Annotated in this window: 19 protein-coding genes; 9 read left to right on the top strand and 10 right to left on the bottom strand. The window is 65.4% G+C overall.

Annotated features, from left to right (window positions below; translation table 11 throughout):
- Positions 1–205: 205 nt before the first annotated feature.
- From VFA60_14235 to VFA60_14220, 4 genes are all read right to left on the bottom strand, one after another.
- Positions 206–1,882: an amidohydrolase gene (locus VFA60_14235; GenBank protein HZQ92948.1), complete on the bottom strand. Its 1,677-nt coding sequence runs from the start codon at positions 1,880–1,882 to the stop codon at positions 206–208.
- Positions 1,883–2,111: 229 nt separating this feature from the next.
- Positions 2,112–2,969 carry an NAD(+)/NADH kinase gene (locus tag VFA60_14230; protein ID HZQ92947.1) on the bottom strand — a complete coding sequence of 286 codons (858 nt, stop codon included), beginning with the start codon at positions 2,967–2,969 and terminating at the stop codon, positions 2,112–2,114.
- Between the two features lie 132 nt (positions 2,970–3,101).
- Positions 3,102–3,893 carry a TlyA family RNA methyltransferase gene (locus tag VFA60_14225; GenBank protein HZQ92946.1) on the bottom strand — a complete coding sequence of 264 codons (792 nt, stop codon included), beginning with the start codon at positions 3,891–3,893 and terminating at the stop codon, positions 3,102–3,104.
- A 300-nt stretch (positions 3,894–4,193) separates the two neighbouring features.
- Positions 4,194–4,952 carry an SDR family oxidoreductase gene (locus VFA60_14220; GenBank protein ID HZQ92945.1) on the bottom strand — a complete coding sequence of 253 codons (759 nt, stop codon included), beginning with the start codon at positions 4,950–4,952 and terminating at the stop codon, positions 4,194–4,196.
- A 71-nt stretch (positions 4,953–5,023) separates the two neighbouring features.
- On the opposite strand from VFA60_14220, the gene VFA60_14215 reads away from it, so the two are divergent.
- The gene (locus tag VFA60_14215; protein HZQ92944.1) at positions 5,024–5,287 is read left to right on the top strand and encodes a glutaredoxin family protein; all 264 of its coding nucleotides are present in this window, start codon (positions 5,024–5,026) and stop codon (positions 5,285–5,287) included.
- 90 nt (positions 5,288–5,377) lie between these two features.
- Positions 5,378–6,949, top strand: a complete 1,572-nt coding sequence (locus tag VFA60_14210; protein ID HZQ92943.1) for an AMP-binding protein — start codon at positions 5,378–5,380, stop codon at positions 6,947–6,949.
- 62 nt (positions 6,950–7,011) lie between these two features.
- Here VFA60_14210 and nuoI read toward each other — a convergent pair whose 3' ends face one another.
- Positions 7,012–7,536, bottom strand: coding sequence for an NADH-quinone oxidoreductase subunit NuoI (gene nuoI / locus VFA60_14205; GenBank protein ID HZQ92942.1), 525 nt, complete (start codon positions 7,534–7,536; stop codon positions 7,012–7,014).
- Between the two features lie 193 nt (positions 7,537–7,729).
- Here nuoI and VFA60_14200 point away from each other — a divergent pair, with 193 nt between their 5' ends.
- Entirely contained in the window at positions 7,730–8,431 is a 702-nt protein-coding gene (locus VFA60_14200; protein HZQ92941.1) for a DUF1326 domain-containing protein, read from the top strand.
- 83 nt (positions 8,432–8,514) lie between these two features.
- Here the strand turns inward: VFA60_14200 and VFA60_14195 are convergent, their stop codons facing one another.
- From VFA60_14195 to VFA60_14175, 5 genes are all read right to left on the bottom strand, one after another.
- Complete coding sequence (locus tag VFA60_14195) at positions 8,515–9,051, bottom strand: DinB family protein (GenBank protein ID HZQ92940.1); 537 nt, start codon at positions 9,049–9,051, stop codon at positions 8,515–8,517.
- A gap of 15 nt (positions 9,052–9,066) precedes the next feature.
- Positions 9,067–9,558 (bottom strand): DinB family protein, encoded by a 492-nt coding sequence (locus VFA60_14190; GenBank protein HZQ92939.1) that lies wholly within the window; start codon positions 9,556–9,558, stop codon positions 9,067–9,069.
- A 140-nt stretch (positions 9,559–9,698) separates the two neighbouring features.
- Positions 9,699–10,118 (bottom strand): type II toxin-antitoxin system VapC family toxin, encoded by a 420-nt coding sequence (locus tag VFA60_14185; GenBank protein HZQ92938.1) that lies wholly within the window; start codon positions 10,116–10,118, stop codon positions 9,699–9,701.
- Positions 10,115–10,381, bottom strand: a complete 267-nt coding sequence (locus tag VFA60_14180; protein ID HZQ92937.1) for a type II toxin-antitoxin system prevent-host-death family antitoxin — start codon at positions 10,379–10,381, stop codon at positions 10,115–10,117. The genes VFA60_14185 and VFA60_14180 overlap by 4 nt, the downstream gene beginning before the upstream one ends.
- Positions 10,382–10,404: 23 nt before the next feature.
- Positions 10,405–11,955 carry a UbiD family decarboxylase gene (locus VFA60_14175; protein HZQ92936.1) on the bottom strand — a complete coding sequence of 517 codons (1,551 nt, stop codon included), beginning with the start codon at positions 11,953–11,955 and terminating at the stop codon, positions 10,405–10,407.
- Between the two features lie 203 nt (positions 11,956–12,158).
- Between VFA60_14175 and VFA60_14170 the strand changes: the two genes are divergently transcribed.
- From VFA60_14170 to VFA60_14145, 6 genes are all read left to right on the top strand, one after another.
- Positions 12,159–13,244, top strand: coding sequence for a hypothetical protein (locus VFA60_14170; GenBank protein HZQ92935.1), 1,086 nt, complete (start codon positions 12,159–12,161; stop codon positions 13,242–13,244).
- A gap of 58 nt (positions 13,245–13,302) precedes the next feature.
- A complete protein-coding gene (locus tag VFA60_14165; protein HZQ92934.1) occupies positions 13,303–13,617 on the top strand; it encodes a DUF4038 domain-containing protein in 315 nt (104 codons plus the stop codon).
- Between the two features lie 114 nt (positions 13,618–13,731).
- Positions 13,732–14,115: a hypothetical protein gene (locus tag VFA60_14160; GenBank protein HZQ92933.1), complete on the top strand. Its 384-nt coding sequence runs from the start codon at positions 13,732–13,734 to the stop codon at positions 14,113–14,115.
- Between the two features lie 155 nt (positions 14,116–14,270).
- On the top strand, positions 14,271–16,487 hold the full coding sequence (locus VFA60_14155; protein ID HZQ92932.1) for a TonB-dependent receptor: 2,217 nt from the start codon (positions 14,271–14,273) through the stop codon (positions 16,485–16,487).
- A gap of 169 nt (positions 16,488–16,656) precedes the next feature.
- The gene (locus VFA60_14150) at positions 16,657–17,217 is read left to right on the top strand and encodes a hypothetical protein (protein HZQ92931.1); all 561 of its coding nucleotides are present in this window, start codon (positions 16,657–16,659) and stop codon (positions 17,215–17,217) included.
- A gap of 131 nt (positions 17,218–17,348) precedes the next feature.
- Positions 17,349–18,542, top strand: coding sequence for a hypothetical protein (locus tag VFA60_14145; GenBank protein ID HZQ92930.1), 1,194 nt, complete (start codon positions 17,349–17,351; stop codon positions 18,540–18,542).
- Positions 18,543–18,606: the final 64 nt, after the last annotated feature.

Below are 18,606 nucleotides of genomic sequence, written 5' to 3'. Positions count from 1 at the left end.
CCACGCTCTTTGACAACGTTGGCGAGCGCTAAGTCCAGTAAACAACATACTTTGCGCGTAAGTCCTTTAGACGAACATACCGGCAACATACCCTCGCCGCTAACTGGCTGATTCCCTTAGACCGGGTGGGGGGAGGGTATATGTCGGGGAATGCCCGGTTCCCGCTTCTCAGCTTGCGGGGCCGTGCGCTGCTGAGGACTAGACGTTACCGCGCCGGCGCTCGCGTGAACACCACCTTGCCGCCGACGATCGTCGTCTCCACCCGCACGTCGCGGATGGCTTCCTTGCGGATGGTGAAGATGTCGTCGCTCAGGACCACCATGTCGGCCAGCTTGCCGGCCGTGATGGTTCCCTTCTCCGCGTCCTGGAATTCGGCGTAAGCCGAGCCCAGCGTGTAGGCCTCGACGGCCTCGGCTACGGTGAGCTTCTGCTCCGGCAGCCAGCCGTTGGGGTTCTGGCCGTCGAGCGTGGCGCGGGTCACGGCGGCGTAGATGGTCTCCATCGGGTTGAGCGGCGCCACCGTCCAGTCGGTACCCAGCGCCAGCCGCACGCCGTGGTCCAGGAAGGTCTTGAAGGCGTACGTCGTCTTGATGCGCTCGGGGCCGATGCGCTTTTCCGCCCAGCGGCCGTCGTCAATGGCGTGATAGGGCTGCACCGACGCGATGACCTTGAGCCTGGCGAAGCGCTCGAAATCACCCGGCGCCATGTGCTGGGCGTGCTCGATGCGCCAGCGGCGGTCGTTGGCGCTGCGCCGCGCGCCGACCGTCGTAAACATGTCCAGCACCTTGGAGATGGCCGCGTCGCCGATGGCGTGAATGCAGAGCTGGAGCCCGGCCGCATCGGCGCCGGTCATGTAGGCGAGCATCTTCGATTCGGGCTGCATGTCGCTGGAGAGCAGGCCGCGCGAGTTGGGCTGGTCGATGTAGGGATCGAAGAAGTAGGCGGTGGAGCTGCCCAGCGAGCCGTCGGCGTAGCCCTTCACCGCGCCCATTCGCAGATACGGCGAGCCGAAGGCGCGGCGCAGGCCCACGCGCGCCTGCTCCTGCCAGCGCGCGATCACCGGCGCGGCGTAGATGCGCGACGTGAGCCGTCCCTGCTCGGCCAGTTCACTGTAGGCGGCGACGTCGGCGAAGTCAGGATTCATGTCCTGCACGCTGGTCACGCCCAGTGACGCGGCGTGGCCGAGCGCGCGCAGCGCGGCGCGAATGCGGCGCTCGCGCGAGAGCGGCGGAATGACGCGCTCCACCATGGCAAGCGCCGCGTCTTTCAGGATGCCGGTCGGCTTGCCGCTCGGGTCGCGCACGATCTCGCCGCCCGCCGGGTCGAGGGTCGCCGAGGTGATGCCTGCCAGCCTCAGCGCCACGGAGTTGGCCAGCGCCTCGTGACCGTCGTAGCGCGAAACGAAGACGGGTGTGTCAGGCGTTTCCGCATCGATCAGCGCGCGCGCAGGCAATTGCGGGGGGTCCCACTTCTGCTCGTCCCAGTCGCCGCCGGTGATCCATTCTTTGGGTGCGCGACGGGCGCGAGCGGCAACGCGCCGCGCGAATTCCTGCGGCGAGTCGGCGTCCTTCAGGTCAACGCTGTCGAGCTGAAGGCCGCCGGCGATGAAGTGCACGTGGGCGTCGTTGAAGCCGGGCAGCACGAGCTTGCCGCCGGCATCGACGACCCTGGTTTCGGCGCCGCGCCATGCGTCCACCTGCGACGCCGTGCCGACGGCCACGATTCGGTCGCCGAGCACGGCGACGGCTTCGGCCTTGGGCTGGTTCGAGTCCACCGTCCAGACCTTGGCGTTGGTGATGATGAGCGACGCGGCCGGGCGACCCTCGGTTTGCGCGAAGGCGGCGGCGGTGGTGAGCAGGAGGCAGAAGGCAGCTTTTCTCATTTGGGCGCGGAAAAGAATACCCCAACGGCGGAAGCCGGTGAGTTCTTGCGGCGTAACGGCGCGGCTGGAGGCCGCGCCCCTCCGAAGGACACTTTTGGGGCGGCCCGCGCAAGAGCTGGAGGCGCTGCTCGTCTGCAGCGCGGCGCGTGCGAGGTGGCCGGCGTTTACACAGACCGAGGCGCGGAAATGGTTCCTCGGCGCTCCCTGCGCGCTGTGCGGTGAATGCGGCCTACCGCTCGCCCCACTTCAGCTTCGCGCGCAGCACGTCGAAGAAGCTGCGCTGGCCGAGGCGCAGCAGACGCACGGCGTGCTTCGACTTGCGGCAGACGACGCGGTCGCCATCGTCCAGCGGCGTGCCTTCCTGGCCGTCGATGCTGAGGAAGGCGTGGTGCTCGGCACTGCGCACCACGATGGCGATCTCGGAAGAATCGCGCACCACCAGCGGCCGATTGGTCAGCGCGTGCGGCGAAACCGGCGTGAGCAGGAAGGCCCGCGCGTCGGGCAGCAGAATGGGCCCGCCCGCCGCGAGCGAGTACGCGGTGGAGCCAGTCGGCGTCGCCACGATGAGGCCGTCGGCTTTGTAGTTGGCGACGAAGGCCGAGTCGATGAAGACGTCGAAGTCGCCGAGGCGCGCGATCTGGGTCTTGTTGACGACGGCGTCGTTCAGCGCGTCGTACTTGCCGATGACCTTCTTGCCGCGCCGCACCTGGGCGTTGACCATGGAACGCGTTTCCAGCTTGCAGCTGCCGCGGAAGACCGCCTCCAGCGTGGGAAACAGCTCGTCACGCGGCACCTCGGTGAGAAAGCCGAGCGAACCCAGGTTGACGCCGAGAATGGGGATGTCGGCCCGCGCCACGGCGCGCGCCCCGGCCAGCATCGTTCCGTCGCCGCCGAGCACGATCACGAACTCCAGCTTCTTGGTGGCCAGCTTCTCGCGCGACACGCCGCGCAGTCCCGGCACGAGCGCGGCCGTCTCCTGGTCGGAGATCACGCCGTAGCCATGACCGCGCAGCCAGTCCACCACCTGCGGGATCAGCGTTTCGAGCTCGGCCTTGGCCGGCTTGGCGATGATGGCGACGTTTTTCATTTGCGATTGGCGATGGGTGACTTGTGATGGAACAGCATTTGGCAGTTAGCAGTTGGCATTTGGCCGTACGAACCGGGAATGCGCGATGAAAAATCCATGGCGTGCGATGAATCGCAAATCACAAATCGCAAATCAGAAATGGAATGCCCCCTTCAGCAGGAACTCCCGATTTCCTTCCCCGCCCAGAATCGGCGACTCGATGCTGTCGAGTTCGCCGAAGCCGAGCGTTTGCATCGCGGCCCGGACTTTTTCTAGCGCCGACTGCTGCACCGCCGCGTCGCGCACGATGCCGCCTCTGCCCACCTGCTCGCGTCCCGCCTCGAATTGCGGCTTCACGAGAACGACCGCATCCAGTAGCGCCCGCTCCGCGGGCTGCGCGGACGAGGGCGACCGCGCCGCACGCGCTTCGCGGATTGCCGCGACCACCGCGGGGAGCACGAGTGTAGCAGAGATGAATGACACGTCCATGGCGAGGAAGCTGGCCGATGCCGCCGCTTCCGGCAGATCGCCGGCGCGCAGATGGCGGGCGTTCAACTTCTCCAGCAGGTGCACGCGCGCATCGGAGCGCAGGCGCGCGGCGATCTGGCCGTAGCCGGTGTCGATGGCGATGACGCGCGCTGCGCCGCGCTGCAGCAGGCAGTCGGTAAAGCCGCCGGTGGAGGCGCCGACGTCGAGACAAACACGCCCGGCGACGTCGAGCCTCCAGTGGTCGAGCGCGGCTTCCAGCTTCAATCCGCCGCGGCTGACGTACTTCAAGTCGTCGCCGAGCAGCCGGATGGCTGCTTCACCGGCGACACGCGTGCCCGGCTTTTCAATCTTCTGTTCGTCAACCAGGACGCGTCCGGCGAGAATGAGCGCCTGCGCGCGCTCGCGCGATGCGGCGAGGCCGCGTTCGACCAGCAGCAGATCGATGCGTTGCTTCATGGTGGCGACAACCGAAGACAGCCGCGGCGCGCCGCACATCCCCTTGTGCAAGTTGCTGGAGGGCACGTCTCTACGGCGCTTTCGCACGAGAATCGCGGATTTTCCACAACGTTATTCACAAGAGTGTGAAAAAACGGGTTTCCCGTTCCCGTTTCACGAAGAGGCCTTTGGCGCCTGGCAGTTGGCATTTGACCACTGGACGGCGCTGATTGTGCGCGCAGCTCGCAGAAGCCGACATCGCCCCATGGCCCGCCACGGGCCTTCATGGCCAATGCTAAATGCTAAGCGACGAATCCCGCCTCAGGCGAGTTTCAGGCCGCCATCAACGATCACCAACTGTCCGGTAATGAAATGCGGCGCGGTGGCCAAGAACATGACGGCGGCGACCACGTCGGCGGCGGCGCCGTTGCGCTGCATGGGCGTGCGCTGCGCCTGGCGCGCGAAAAACGTGTCGGCGCGGCCGCGGCGCGCGGTGTGTTTGGGGGGCTCGTCGAGCTGGATCATGCCGGGCGCTACCGTGTTCACCGCGATATCGGGCGCCAGGGCCTTGGCCATCACGCGGCCCAGGTGATGCAGCGCCGCCTTTGACGCGCAGTAGTGTGCGTTCGTCACCCAGGCGAGCTCGCCGCCGAGCGAACCCATGTTGATCACGCGTCCGCGGGCGCGGCGCAGCGCGGGCAGCGCGGCACGCGTCACCAGGTACGGCGCGCGCGTGTTGGTGGCGAAGATGTGGTCCCACTGCGCGACGGTGATGCTCTCGAAGTCGGCGACCTCGTAGTTGGCAGCGTTGTTCACCAGGATATCGAGCCCGCCGAAGCGTTCGGCGGCCTGAGCGACGGCGTGGCGAATGCTGGCTTCGTCGGTGACGTCACATGGGATGGCGATCGCGGTAACGCCGGCCCGCCCGATGCGCTGCGCCGTCTGCTGGGCTTCCTTCTTCGATTCGAAGTAGGTGATGGCCACGTCGGCGCCGGCGCGGGCCATGGCGAGAGCGATCGCCTTGCCGAGACGGCGCGCGCCGCCGGTGATGAGCACCGATCTGCCGGTCAAATCGCCCACAGCAACATTCTACGGGAACAAAGGGCAGCCCTGCCGTTGCGCCTGGTCCCGCATTATGGTCTACTCCGCCCATGAGCACCGCGCCCCAGGTCCTGCTCTACAGCCGGCGGGGATGCCACCTGTGCGAGATCGTGAAAGAGTCGTTGAACAAGCTCTCGCGCCGGGGCGGCTTTACCTGGAGCGAAGTGGACGTGGATTCGGACGACGACCTGCGCCGGCGCTACAACGACGAGGTGCCGGTGGTGTTCATCAACGGCCGCAAGGCGTTCAAGTATCGGATGGACGAGAAGGAGTTCCTGAAGCGGCTGGAGGCGAGGGAACCAAAGCAAAATTAAGAACGCGAAATGCAAAATTAAACCCGGCGACGACTTGCCGGATGTCTGGTCAATCCGCATTTTTCATTTTGAATCCTGCAATTCTTTTCCGTGAAGCGAACCGCTCTCTACGCTGATCCCAGCGGAGTTTTCGTGCACGACGCGATTTTGGCGGCGTGCCGGCGCTGGCCCGACAAAACGGCGATCGTGGACTCGTCGTCTTCGCCGGCGCGCCGTTTGACTTACGCGGAGTATGGCGAGACGGTGGAGCGGATGGCGCGTGGGCTGGTGAGCGCGGGTGTGCGCCCGGGCGAGCGCGTTGCCATCTTCCTGTACAACTCGTGGGAGTTCTGCGCGGCGTATCACGCGGCCACGCTGGCGGGCGCGGTCCCCACGCCCATGAATCCCAGCTACCGCGATCGCGAGGTGCACTACCAACTGGAGAACTCCGGCGCGGCCGTGCTGATCTCCGATGGGCCGCTCGTAGGCGGCGTTGATCGGAGCGGCCTGGCCCTGAGGCGGGTGTACACGGTGCGAAGCTCAGCGCCGGGCGCGCTGCCGATCAGCGAATTGCTGGCGACTTCGCCGGCAAAACTGCCCCAGCCGGTCGCGTCGCCAGCCGAGACGCTGGCGGCGCTTCCCTACTCGAGCGGCACTACCGGGCTTCCCAAAGGCGTGGAGCTGACGCACGCCAACCTGGTGACGAATGTCTATCAGTTCATGGCTCCCGGCGAGATGGCCACCTACACCGAATCGGACACGGCGCTGTGCGTCCTGCCGCTGTACCACATCTATGGACTGAACGTGGTGCTGAATCCCATCCTGATGATGGGGGCCACGCTGTTGCTGATGCCGCGCTTCGATCTGCCGCGGCTGATCGGGCTGTTGCGAGATGAGCGGCCCACGTTCCTGCCGCTGGTGCCGCCGCTGATGAATGCGCTGTGCCAGGCCGCCGAGCAGGGCGCGTTTCCGCTCGACCACAGCGTGCGCTACGTGAAGAGCGGCGCGGCGCCGCTGCCGCCGGAGATGGCGAAGCGCTTCACGTCGCTGACTGGAATCAAAGTGCGCCAAGGCTACGGAATGACGGAGGCCGCGCCGGTGACGCACATCGGGCGGATCGAGCCCGAGTTCTATCGTCCCGAGACGATTGGCGCGCCGGTGGCGCTGACCGACTGCCGCATCGTGCGCGAAGACGGCAGCGACGCCGGTGTGGGCGAAGCGGGCGAGCTGGTGATGCGCGGGCCGCAGTTCATGCGCGGATACTGGCGCGCGCCCCAGGCCACGGCAGCGGCGCTGCGCGATGGCTGGTACTGGTCAGGCGACGTGGCCTGCGTGGACGGTGAGGGCAACTACCGCATCGTCGACCGGCGGAAGGAAATGATCAAGGTCAAAGGCTTCCCGGTGTCGCCGGTGGAGGTGGAGTCGGTGCTGATGGAGCATCCGGCGGTGCGCGATTGCGGGATTGTGGGGCGTCCCGATGACGAGGCGGGCGAGTTGCCCTGCGCATTCGTGGTGCTGCGCGAGGACGGCACGGGATCGGACAAGACGCGGGCGGAGCTGAGGGACCACGTCGGCCAGCGGCTGGCGCGCTACAAACAGCCGCACCAGATCACGTTCGTGGCCTCGATTCCGCGGACGCCGTCGGGAAAGATTCTGCGGCGGGAGTTGCGGAAGCTGCTGTAGGCCCGTGCTGAACCGGCAACAGCGTTTCACACAGAAGGCACAAAGGTCCCACGAAGGACTTCTTAGCGCGTTGCGTGGCCGACTTCGGCGGGCGGCAGCGGCCCATGGTGGACGTCGAGCGCGGCTGGCGGGGCGGGCGGAATGGGCGCGAGGAGCTGCTCTTTGCGGTATACCAGGTTGCTGGCGTTGAAGGTGGCAAGCTCGAAGCCGTGTCCGTGGGTGATGGCGTCGGTGGGGCAGGCCTCGACGCAGTATCCGCAGAAGATGCAGCGGTTGTAGTCGATGTTGTAGACGCGGGCGTAGCGTTCGGCGCCCGAGATGCGGTGCGTGGCCGTGTTCTCGGCCGCCTCGATGTAAATGCAGTTGGAGGGACACGCGGCAGCGCAGAGGAAGCACGCAACGCACTTTTCCAGACCGTTCTCGTCGCGCTGCAACACGTGCAGCCCGCGAAAACGCGGCTGGAACTGGGCGCCCTTGAGCGGGCCCGGCCCGTCGGGATAGTTTTCCACCACGGTGGGCGCAAACATCTCGCGCAGGGTCACGCTCATGCCCTTGGCGATCCCGGCGAGTCCGCGAAGGAAACTCATGACCAGCCAGTATAAAGCATGCCCATTGGACTGATCGCACAGCCCCGCTGCGGGCTGCGCCATGAGCGAGGCGGCGCAAGCCCCCGCCGCAAGTGCCCGGGGCGTATAATTCTGGGCGCGTAAACTCCTGCTTGGGCTTGTTCATGGCCCGAACCCCTGACTTCATTGTCGCGACAAAACTCCGGAGGAGACCGTGAAGAGACTACCGCAAATCGCTTTGCTGCTGGTGGCGGTGGTTGCGCTGATGGCGTCGAGCCCGGCGAACCCCGCCTGGCGCATGAAGGCCGACTACATCGAAGCATGCAGTTGCCACCTGTTCTGTCCCTGTTACTTCAACAAACATGCGGAGCATCCCCACTGCGAATTCAACATGGCCGTGAAGGTCCGCGAAGGACATAGCGGCAACACCAACCTGGCCGGCGCCAAGTACTGGCTCACCGGCGACCTGGGCGATGAGTGGGGCACCAACAAAAAGGGTTCGTGGGTCGTGGTCTCGTTCGATCCGTCCACGACCAAAGAACAACGCGATGCGCTGGCGCCCATGATCCTGAAAACGTATGGCCTGGAATGGGGCGAACTGAAAGTGCAGGAAGCGCCCATCGAGATGAGCAAGACGGGCGACATAGTGGAAGCCAAGCTGGCCGGCGGCAAGGACGCGTACATGAAGCTGAAGCGCGAACCCGGGGCCGACGGCAAGGGCGTGGTGCTGAAGAACGTGAATTACTTTGGCGCCAAGAGCAACGACGGCTTTGAGATGTATCGCTCGATCGAGCATCGCGCCGACGTGCAGGGCCACCAGTTCAACTATTCCGACCGCAACGCCTTCCTGATCACGATTGACTCGCAGGATGGCGGGGCGGGCGGAATGGGCGGATCCAAGCCTGGCGGGAAGTAGTTCCGTTGCCGACCTTAATGCCAAGGCCCTCCGGGTGGAGGGCCTCTTGTTTGCTCGTTACGCCGAGCGTCGTTTCACACGCTTCACCGAGGCGGCACGCTCAGTGAGCGCATCTCTTCCGACGTCAGTCCGAAGATCGGCGGCGTCTGGACGCCGAGCATCCCCAGATACATGTAGACCTGCCCGCGGTGATGACACTCGTGCTCCACGGCCGCGCGCAGCCACTTCCAGGTGGCAATGGGCGTGCCGTCGGCAGTGCTGGTCTTGGTTGCGAGCAGCTCGGGCGTGAGCCGACGGAAGGTCTCCACCGACTCGGCGTGCATGCGCTCCATGAAGGCAAGCACGGCGTTGTAGCCGTCGGCCAGCTCAGGCCCGCAGCCGTGGTACGCGGAGGGCCTGCCCTGCACGTTCTCGGCGAAGACGTAGCGCTTGACGGCGGCGATGTGACGCAGCAGGTCACCCAGCGTCCACTTCTGTGGCGCGTACGACCAGTTGAGCTTGTCGGGCGGCGAGCAGCGCGCCACACGCATGGTGCGGGCGTGGATGTTGTCGAAGTACGAGAGGAACGTTTCTATGCGGCTGATTTCCATGATGGCTCCGGCGGCGAAGGGCCGCAGCAAGCTGCGTCTCTACAATCAAATCTCCGGTGTGTTCGGGTAGGCGGTGGTGAAGCGCTGGCCCAGCACCTGGTTCAAGTGGTGCTTGAGGTGCTCCACGTAATCGACTGCGATCCAGAGCAATGATGTGCGCGGGTTGTCGCCGATGTTCATCGGGTAGGCGGCTGCGTCCTGCGGAATCGCGCCGATCACGTGCGCCAGGTAGCGGTTGTAGTTGGTCCACAGTCCGAGCAGGACGGGCCAGGGGACGTCGTTCGGCGCCTGAAAGCGGATACAGAACTCCTGGTCGTAGCTGGGCAGCGCGGTTCCCTTGCTCTGCACGCCGCGGACGAAGCGCTGATGGTTGTTGCTGGCCGAGTCGATCAAATGTCCGATGACCTGCTTGCGGGTCCACTTACCCGGGGCCCAGGGCTGTGCGGCTTGCGATTCGGAGAACCGGGTGAGGTCCACGGTAACGGCGTCAAGGACCTGGTTCAGCTCGCGGCCGGCTTCGGTGAAGGTGCGATTCATGGGCGGCTCCCGTTTGCCGAGACAGATTCAATGGCTGCCGAGCACGATTCGCTTTTTTTTTTGACGACTGTGGGTGTGAGCGAAACCGGTTGAGGCGCAAAGGCGCTTCCAGGACCAGGATTGCATGCGCCGGGCCCTGATCAGGCTCGCGCGATATCGAGCTTCTTGGCCGCAGCGAGCAGCTTTCGATCCAGTGTCGCCAGCGCAATCCCGCGGCGCAACGCGGTCTCGACATAGCTGGCGTCGTACACGGACAGCTCGCACTCGGAGGCCAGGGACAATACGGCGCTGAAGATCCGGGAAGGAGCGGGCGGTTCGACTTCGATCTGCAGGGTCGCCAGAAGGCCGACGAATGCATCAATTTCGCTGCGCGAAATTCGGCCCCGCCGCATGGCGATCATCAGTGCATTGGCGACCTCGAACGGCCATATCGCCGGCACGACGGCGGTTGAACCGGCGGAAGCGGGGAGCCGCTCCAGCAGAGCGTCGGCATACGGTCCGGCTTCATCCTGGAAACACCAGGCCATGACAACGGAGGCGTCGAGCGCGAAGTCGGTCAAAACCGGCGTCCTTCATTGATCAGTTCGCGAATCGAGAGCCCGCCCAAGGTACGCCCTTTGCGCAACCGCTTGAACTCCTTGACGACCTGCTGAACACTCATGGTTGGCCGGGCTGGAACGGGCACCATACGCGCGACGGGTACGCCGCGTCGGGTAATCTCGATTTCGCTTCCTCCGGCGACTTCTGCCAGCAACGAATTGAAGTGGGTCTTCGCCTCAAACGCGCCTACCGTCCTGCGGGCGGGCCCAGCCGTCTTCCTCATACCGACTAGTCTATCATACTAGTCTATTCAATCCCCAGCTCTTTCCACCTCTTGTCCACGATCGCCTTGATCTCCGGCGACATGGTGATCTCGCCGGGCCAGGGGCGGGTGAAGCCTTCGGTGGACCATTTGCGGGTGGCATCGATGCCCATCTTGGAGCCGAAGTTGGGCAGGCGCGAGGCGTGGTCAAGTGAATCGATGGGGCCGAGGGTGAACTGGATGTCGCGCTCGGGATCAATGTGGTTCAGCGCCTTGAGCGCAACCTCGCGAATGTCCTGCACATTCACGTCTTCGTCCACGACCACGATGACCTTGGTGAACATTGCCTGGCCGAGCGACCAGATGGCGTTCATGACTTTGCGCGCCTGTCCCGGATAGGACTTGCGGATGCTCACGATCATCAAATTGTGGAAAATGCCTTCCACGGGCAGGTTCACGTCCACCAGCTCGGGAATGGTGAGGCGCATCAGCGGCAGGAAGATGCGCTCCACGGCCTTGCCCATCCATGCGTCTTCCATTGGCGGCTTGCCCACGATGGTCGTCGCATAAACCGGATTGCGGCGGTGCGTGATGCAGGTGATGCGCATCACCGGGTAGAGGTCTTCGAGCGAGTAGAAGCCTGTGTGGTCGCCGAAGGGGCCCTCGGCGCGGAGTTCGTCGAGGTGAACGTGGCCCTCGAGGACGATTTCCGCCGATGCCGGCACTTCCAGGTCCACCGTCTCGCACTTCACCAGCTCGATGGGCTTGTTGCGCAAAAAGCCGGCGATGACGAATTCTTCGACCTCGGGCGGCGCGGGCACGATTGCGGAGAACGTAAGCGCGGGCTCGGCGCCGATGGCGACCGCGACTTCGAGCTTGCCGTGCGGCACTTCGCCCGGCGGAACCACGCTTCCGCCGCCGCTGCGCGCCATGATGTCGACGGCACGAGGCGCGTCGGGGCCGGTCTCGCCGGCGGCCGCCCGGCGCATGGCTTCGCGATAGTGCTCCGCCCCGACCTTCTGCCGCTGCCAGTGCATGCCCACAGTGCGGTCGTCGTAGAGCTGCATGCGGTACATGCCGACGTTGCGCTTGCCGGACTTCGGGTCGCGCGTAATCACGCACGGCAGGGTGATGAAGCGGCCGGCGTCCCGCGGCCAGCATTGCAAAACTGGGAAATCGAATACAGAGAACTTGTCGCGCTTGATGACTTCCTTGCACGGCCCGCTGCTCACCGTCTTGGGGAAGATGGCGCCCATATCGGCCAGCATGGGCAGCATCTTTACTTTGTCGAGCAGGCCCTGCGGGCTCTTCACTTCCAGGAAGCCGCGGATACGCTCGGCGACCTGGTCGAGTGAGTCCACGCCAAGCGCCAGGCACATGCGCCGCGCGGAGCCAAACTGATTAATAAGGAGAGGCATGCCCGCGTATCCCTTAACGTTTTCAAAGAGCAGCGCGGGGCCGGGCGGCGTGCGCTTGGAGACGCGGTCGGTGATCTCGGTGATCTCGAGGATGGGATCGCACTCGGCCTTGACGCGCTTGAGTTCGCCGGCGCGCTCGAGGGCAGCGATCCAATCCCGCAGGTCGTTGTAAGCCATGGCGAGTGAACCGGCGATTATAGCGGCTGGGGCGTGGCGCCGGTTCCGGCCAAGTCAAAAGCCAAACACAAAGAACACAATAGGGACGAAAAGGACACCAAGGGGAGGCTGCCAACTTCCCTGCTGCGAGCGTCATCCAAAGCTTCTGTTGCACGTTCGACATTCGGTTCCAGATGGCGCCTATGATGTGTGCCGCCCCTGCAATGCCTTCGCGAGTCAATCTGGAAAACGCCAACGTGGACGCGCTGTGCGCGCTGACGCTGGGTCCCGCCAGGTCCGGCGCAGCGCTGGAGCACGTGGCTTCGCTCGATCCTGCCGAGCGCGACGCGCTGCTCAGCCTGGCGGACTCCAATCACGTGGTGCTGCGATCCCTGGCGCCCGTGCTGCGGTACGCCGCCGACCGTGGCGACGCTGACCTGGGCGCGTGGGCGGCAAAGGCAACGGTGCGCGAACGCGGGCGCATTGCCAACGCGCTGAAGTTTCTCGCTGAGATCACGCGGGAGCTGGAGACGGCAGGGTGTCCCGTTACGGTGATCAAGACGCTGGAGCACTGGCCCGACCTGGGCAACGACCTGGACCTGTACAGCACGGCCGACGAGCGCGCCGTGGTCAAGGTAATGACCAGCCGTTTACACGCGCGTGTCGAACCGCGCAGCTGGGGCGACAGGCTGGCGCAGAAGTGGAACTTCGCGATTCCCGGACTTGCTGAGCTGGTGGAAGTGCACGTTCAGCGGCTCGGGCAGACGGGCGAGCACATCGCGATGGCGAAGCGATTCGTCACGCGGCGGCGCCCGCGGGCCGTCAACGGATACACCTTCCAGGTCCCGGCGCCGGAAGAGGCGGTGATCGTCGCGACGCTGCAGCGCATGTATCGCCACTTCTACTTCCGCGTGTGCGACATGGTGAACACGGCGGCGCTCATGGAGTCGGGCGCGTTGGATTACGCCGAACTGAAGCGCGCAGCCGATGTGGGCGGCGTCTGGCCGGGCGTGGCGACGTATCTCACGGTGGTGTCGGATTACGCGGGGCGTTATCGCGGCGCGCCGGTGGCCATGCCGGCCGAGGTGCGCGCGGCGGCGGCGTTCGGCGGAGACAAGATTTTCGTGCGCGCCCGCTTCCTGCGCGTGCCGGTGATGCCCGAGGGCGCCGGACTCTACACCCGCCAGGTGACCACGACGGCGCTGCGCGGCGACGTGCCGGCGATGTTCCGGCTGACGCTGCTGCCGCCGCTGGCGTCGGCCGCGGCGATCGCTTGCCGGATTACGGGAAGCGATAAGGGGATCTGGTAGCAACAGCCACCACAGAGGCACAGAGAAACCCTCCGTCTCCACGTCTAGACTGCCGCCCATGAAAATTGCGCTGCGCGTCGCCGCGGCGGTTGTTCTCGTCGCGGTTGCGGCCATTGCCCAAGGCACATCACCGGCGCCGCGGCTCAAGGTCAGCACCGACGGCCGCTGGCTGCAGTACAGCGCCGGCGTCCCTTCTTCTATTTATTTAGGCAACACAGCCTGGGAAATCTTCGCGCGGCTGACGCGTGAGCAGGCCGACCTTTACCTGGCGAAACCGCGCCGCCAAGGGATTCACCGTGATCCAGGCCAGCGCGCTGGCGGGCGAGAGCACGGTGGACGATCCCAATGCGTACGGCGACAAGCCGCTGATTGACCACGATCCTGCCAAGCCACCGAAAAACGCCAGTCGTGACTGCTTGGAAGGAACAGAACCGGGACGGCCCAGTTCCAACAATGTAGAATGTCTTCCTGCTGTGAGGCCCCGGTATTGACCGTGAACGACCAAGGCCCCATTTCGACGGCGGCACGCCGACTGATCGCGATTGCATTCGTGATTGGCGGATTGCTGCTGCCGCTCACGCCGCTGGCCGCCAGCGGCGCCGCCGACAAACCCGCTTGCTGCAAGACGGCGTGCGCGATGCACGCGCGTCATCACGCGCACCACGGACCGCAGCTCAAGGCACAAGACAGGGGCTGCTCGCACAACTGTTGCGTGAGTACGCCGTCGGCTTCGTCGCAGGTTGCGCCCGCGGCGCCGGCGATTGCGACGCCTGAGCCGCCGGCAGAGGCCATTGCCGCACACGCGCACGCGGCTCCGGCGCAGGCGCTTCGCGCGACCCCGCATCTCCGCGGCCCTCCTTCGCTCGCCTGACGCGTTGCTGACGCCGCGCTGAAAACCGTTTCACGTGCCGGCGCCGTACTCCAGACAAATCTCCGGCCGGGTGTTTTGCGTGGCGCAGCTTGCGCCGGCGCGGCCCGCTTTTTCGTCGCCGGAACCTGGTTCATGGACCACCTGGGAGACATTGAATGCAGCGGATCCTACTTAAAGTCAGCGCCGTGTTTTTGCTGTTGTTGGGCGCCGCGCCGTGCGACGCGACAGTGTTTGGGACGGTGCGCGTAATCGTGCACGACCCCCAGCACCGCCCGGTGCAAGGCGCCGCGGTCAGGGTGAAGGCGGCGGCGTCTTCCTGGACGCAGACCGAGGCGACCAACGACGAGGGCATCGCCGAATTCAGCACCGTTCCGGCGGGCGATTACCAGGTCAGCGTGGCGGCCAAGAGTTTCGCCGCCGAGTCGCAGCCTGTCACCGCGATTTCCGGACGTCTCCAGGAGTCGCACTTTCAGCTTCGCCCTGCCACGGTGGAGCACAACATCACGGTCACGGCGGAAACGACGGCCGTGAATCCCACGTCGTCCACGCCGCAGCAGAGCGCGGACCGCACGGAAATCGCGCGCACGCCTGGCGCCGAACGCGCCAACAGCCTGAGCTTCATCACCGACTTCACACCGGGCGCGGTCGTTGTGCATGACCAGCTGCACGTCCGCGGCGGCCATCAGGTCACCTGGGCGCTGGACGGCGTGGCGCTGCCCAACACCAACATCGGCAGCAACGTGGGCCCGCAGTTCGATCCCAAAGACGTGGAATACATGGAGCAGCAGCGCGGCGCGTATAGCGCGGAATTCGGCGACCGCACCTACGGCGTGTTCAACATCGTGCCGCGCTCCGGGTTTGAGCGCAATCGCCTGGCGGAGCTGACCATGAGTTACGGCTCGTTTCACCTGACCGATGATCAACTCTCGTTCGGGGACCACTCCGAGCGCTCGGCTTACTACCTGAGCCTGGCCGGCAACCGTAGCGACTACGGCCTGGAGACGCCGACAGACGAGCAGCTGCACGACCAGGCAGCCGGCGGCTCGGTGTTCGCCTCGGCGCAGTCCAACCTGAGCGCACGCGACCAGCTGCGACTGGCGGCCGGGTTTCGCGGCGACTACTACCAGATACCGAATGGCCCAGCCGGGCAGGCTGCGGGCGTTCGCGACCGGCAGCGCGAGCAGGACGGCTTCGCGGTGTTTACCTGGGCGCGCACGCTGGACGCGCGCACGTTGTTCACCCTCTCGCCCTTCGTCCACTTCAATCGTGCCGCGTTTGAAGGCAGCCCGGCCGATGTCCCTATCGCCAATGACAATCGCGCCTCAACCTACGCCGGCGGGCAGGCTGCGCTTTCGGGCACGCGGCGACAGCACAGCTTTCGCGCCGGCATTTACGCCTTCGCGCAGCACGACGAGCACCGCTTTTCGGTGCTGGCCAACGATGGCAGCGGCGGCGCGCTCAGCCAGCGCATCCGCCCGAACGGCGCGCTGGAGGCGGTGTTTCTCGACGACCAGTACCGTGCGCGGCCGTGGCTCACGCTGAACGCGGGCGTGCGCCTGTCGCACTTTGCCGGCGGCGTCAACGAGAATTCCGCCGACCCGCGCCTGGGAGCGGCCATCACGCTGCCGCGCATCGGATGGGTGCTGCGCGCCGCCTACAGCCGCTTCTATCAGCCCCCGCCACTGGACACGGTTTCCGGCCCGCTGCTCTCGCTCGCCGCCCAGCAAGGGTTCGGGTTTCTGCCGCTGAAGGGCGAGCGCGACGAGCAGCACAATTTCGGCGTAACCGTGCCGCTGCGCGGATGGGCCGCCGACGTGGACTACTTCCGCGCCGGCGCGCGCAATTTCTTCGATCATGACGTGCTGGAGAATTCCGCCATTTTTTTTCCGCTGACCATTGATCACGTGCGTGTGCGCGGCGTGGAGGTGGCGGCGCGCTCGCCGCGCCTGCTCGGCAGGATGAGGGCGCGGCTGGCCTACTCGCGCCAGGCGGTTGAGGGCAGCGGCGGCGTGACCGGCGGCCTTACCGACTTTTCTCCGCCAGACAGGGGATTGTTTTTCCTCGACCACGACCAACGACACACGCTGACCAGCGCGCTGACCTCCGACCTGCCGTGGCGAAGCTGGGCGTCGGCCAACGTGAGCTACGGATCCGGCTTCCTGGAGGGTGATGGTCCGGGCCATCTGCCGGGCCACTACACGCTCGACCTCAGCGTGGGCAAATCCGTGGGCGAAGAGTGGTCCGTGGCGGTGACCGCCACCAACGTCACCAATCAGCGCTTCCAGATTGACTCCAGCAACACGTTCGGCGGATCGCACTTCCACGAACCGCGCCAGGTGTACGTGCGGCTGCGCTACCGGTTTCGCTACTGACGCGCCGGCAGAGCGCGCCGGGACCGGGCGAAGGCTGGCGCGCAGCGATTGTTGTGAAAGATAGTTGCCCTGCTGCAGCTTTTCACGGCATAACTTTGAGCAACAGCGCTAGTGGTGGTATGCCCTGGAACTGCGCTACAATTCAGCGTTCCTCAGTGAGACACGGACTATGAGCCGCAAGAGCATTGCTTTGGTCGCGCTGTTGGCCTCCACGTCGTTATTGATTGGCGCACAGTCCGCCCCCTCGCCCGACGCGGGAACGCAAAAAGATCGCCCGTTGCCGGAGGTGGTGCGCTCCAGCCGCGGGGGAAAGCGAGCCTCGCGCGTCATCACCAACGAAGATTTGGCGCCACGGGCCGATGCCGCCGGCGACAATCGGGACAGCGCCGCCTCCGATGCCGCCAAACCGGCGACCGGCGACGCGACCGCTTCCGCTTCGACGGAGGTAAGCGGTGAGACGGCGCCACCTCCCTGCGCCGCCGCCGATGCCCTGCACAAGCTGCAGGATGACGAAGCCGCCGCCAGCAAGAAGCTCCAGGAACTACGCGCCCAGCTCCAGATGGAGACCGACCGCGACGCGCGCTTCATGCTCACCAACTCAGAGCGCATAACGCAGGAGCGAATCGCCGAGCTGAAAGGCAAGATCGCGGATGCTTCCAAACCCGGTGAAGATCCTTGCGCCGCGCCCAGCGCCGGAGCGGCGCCCGCGGGCCAAAAAGAATCACATTGATCCGCTCTGTGCCCGGGGGTTGAAACCTCTATTTGCCTGCCTGGGGTGGCGGGAGTGTGCTATCTTGCCGCCGCGGCATGCGGTGCGGCTGAGCCGCTGCCGGAATTTGCGGGCCTGAGGAAATCGGACCAATGGAGCTGCATCCCTACGCCATCATCGCCCTGGTCGCACTGTTGGTGATTGCGACGCTTTCGATATGGCTGCGTTCGGCTTTGCGTTTTCGTGGATATCGTGCCGAAGTGCCAAGCGTTAAGGAACTTGCCTCCACGTTTCGCGGCCGCGTAGTGCGCGATGGCGACGGCCTGTTGATTCGCGGGGCCTGGCAGGGGCGCCGATTGTCGGTCCGCGTCTCAAATTCTCTCTCCGAACCCGGGCTCTACATTCGGATCCCCCTCGCCAGCCGCTTCCAGCTCTACTGCGGCCTCAAGCGCGAGGCCCTGCCCGAGGCGGACAAGCTGGTTCCCGAGGCTCTGCCTGAGGTTGTGTCCCCGATCTTCACCAGCGACCGTGCAGAGGCCAGATTGATTCTGGGCTCCAACGTGGTCGCCGAGATTCGCAAGCTGGCTACGCGTGCATCCTACCTGAGCCTTGCGAATGGGAGTTGCGACTTCAGCGAGGAGGCCATACCAACCGGCAATCTCGCGGCTCACGTCATCGGGCGCCTGCGAAGCCTGACCGTCCTGGTGCGAAGCGTGGAGGGCATGTCAGCGCTGGATGCACTGCCGACGGCCAAGGGGAGTTCAGCGTTCTGGAGATGGTCCGCCGAAGCGATCGTGTGGATGGCACTTGCGGCCGCCATCGTGTTCGTGGGGCGGCAGCCGAGGGCAGAGGCCGTGGAAGCCGGCAGCCAAAAGGTCCTATGGAGCGGGCTGCCGGGCGACGTGGCCGCGCTCATCCCTCATATTGAAGACTGGCGCCTGCTGCAACCGGCCGACTTTACTCCCGAAACTGTGTCGTGGCTGCGCCAGTTCGGCCAGTCGGCCACCGCGGAGGTATCCCTGGCCGGCCCTGAAGGCACCAGCACACGCGCGTTCGTGCTGATTGCACGCTCGGGTGACAAGTATCGGGTGGTGGTGGTTCGCGACAACCAGCTTCGGTTCGACGCCGAAATCCCTCACGTCGCCATGCTGACCAAGCTTCCAGCCAGCGAATTCCAGCGCGCGGTGTGGAGCGGCGCGGTGCCGCCGTTTGCGCCCGATGGCGACGGCGTGGTCATTGTCCGCGACCTGGGCGATCCGGCCAGCGGCATGGTCATTTACCTCAGCGGCCTTCGCCTTATCCCATTGGTACCACAGGACTTCCGCTCACTTCAGTTCCGGCCATAGCCCCAAGGGTTCTAGTGCCGTGACCAACTTTCGTTACCTTGGGCAAGGCTTCTCTGGGTTGCAA

The sequence above is a fragment of the Terriglobales bacterium genome, assembly GCA_035651995.1.
Classification (GTDB): Bacteria; Acidobacteriota; Terriglobia; order Terriglobales; family Acidobacteriaceae; genus DASRER01.
Note: the sequence above shows the minus strand (reverse complement) of the source record. Positions and strands in the feature narration are given on the sequence as shown.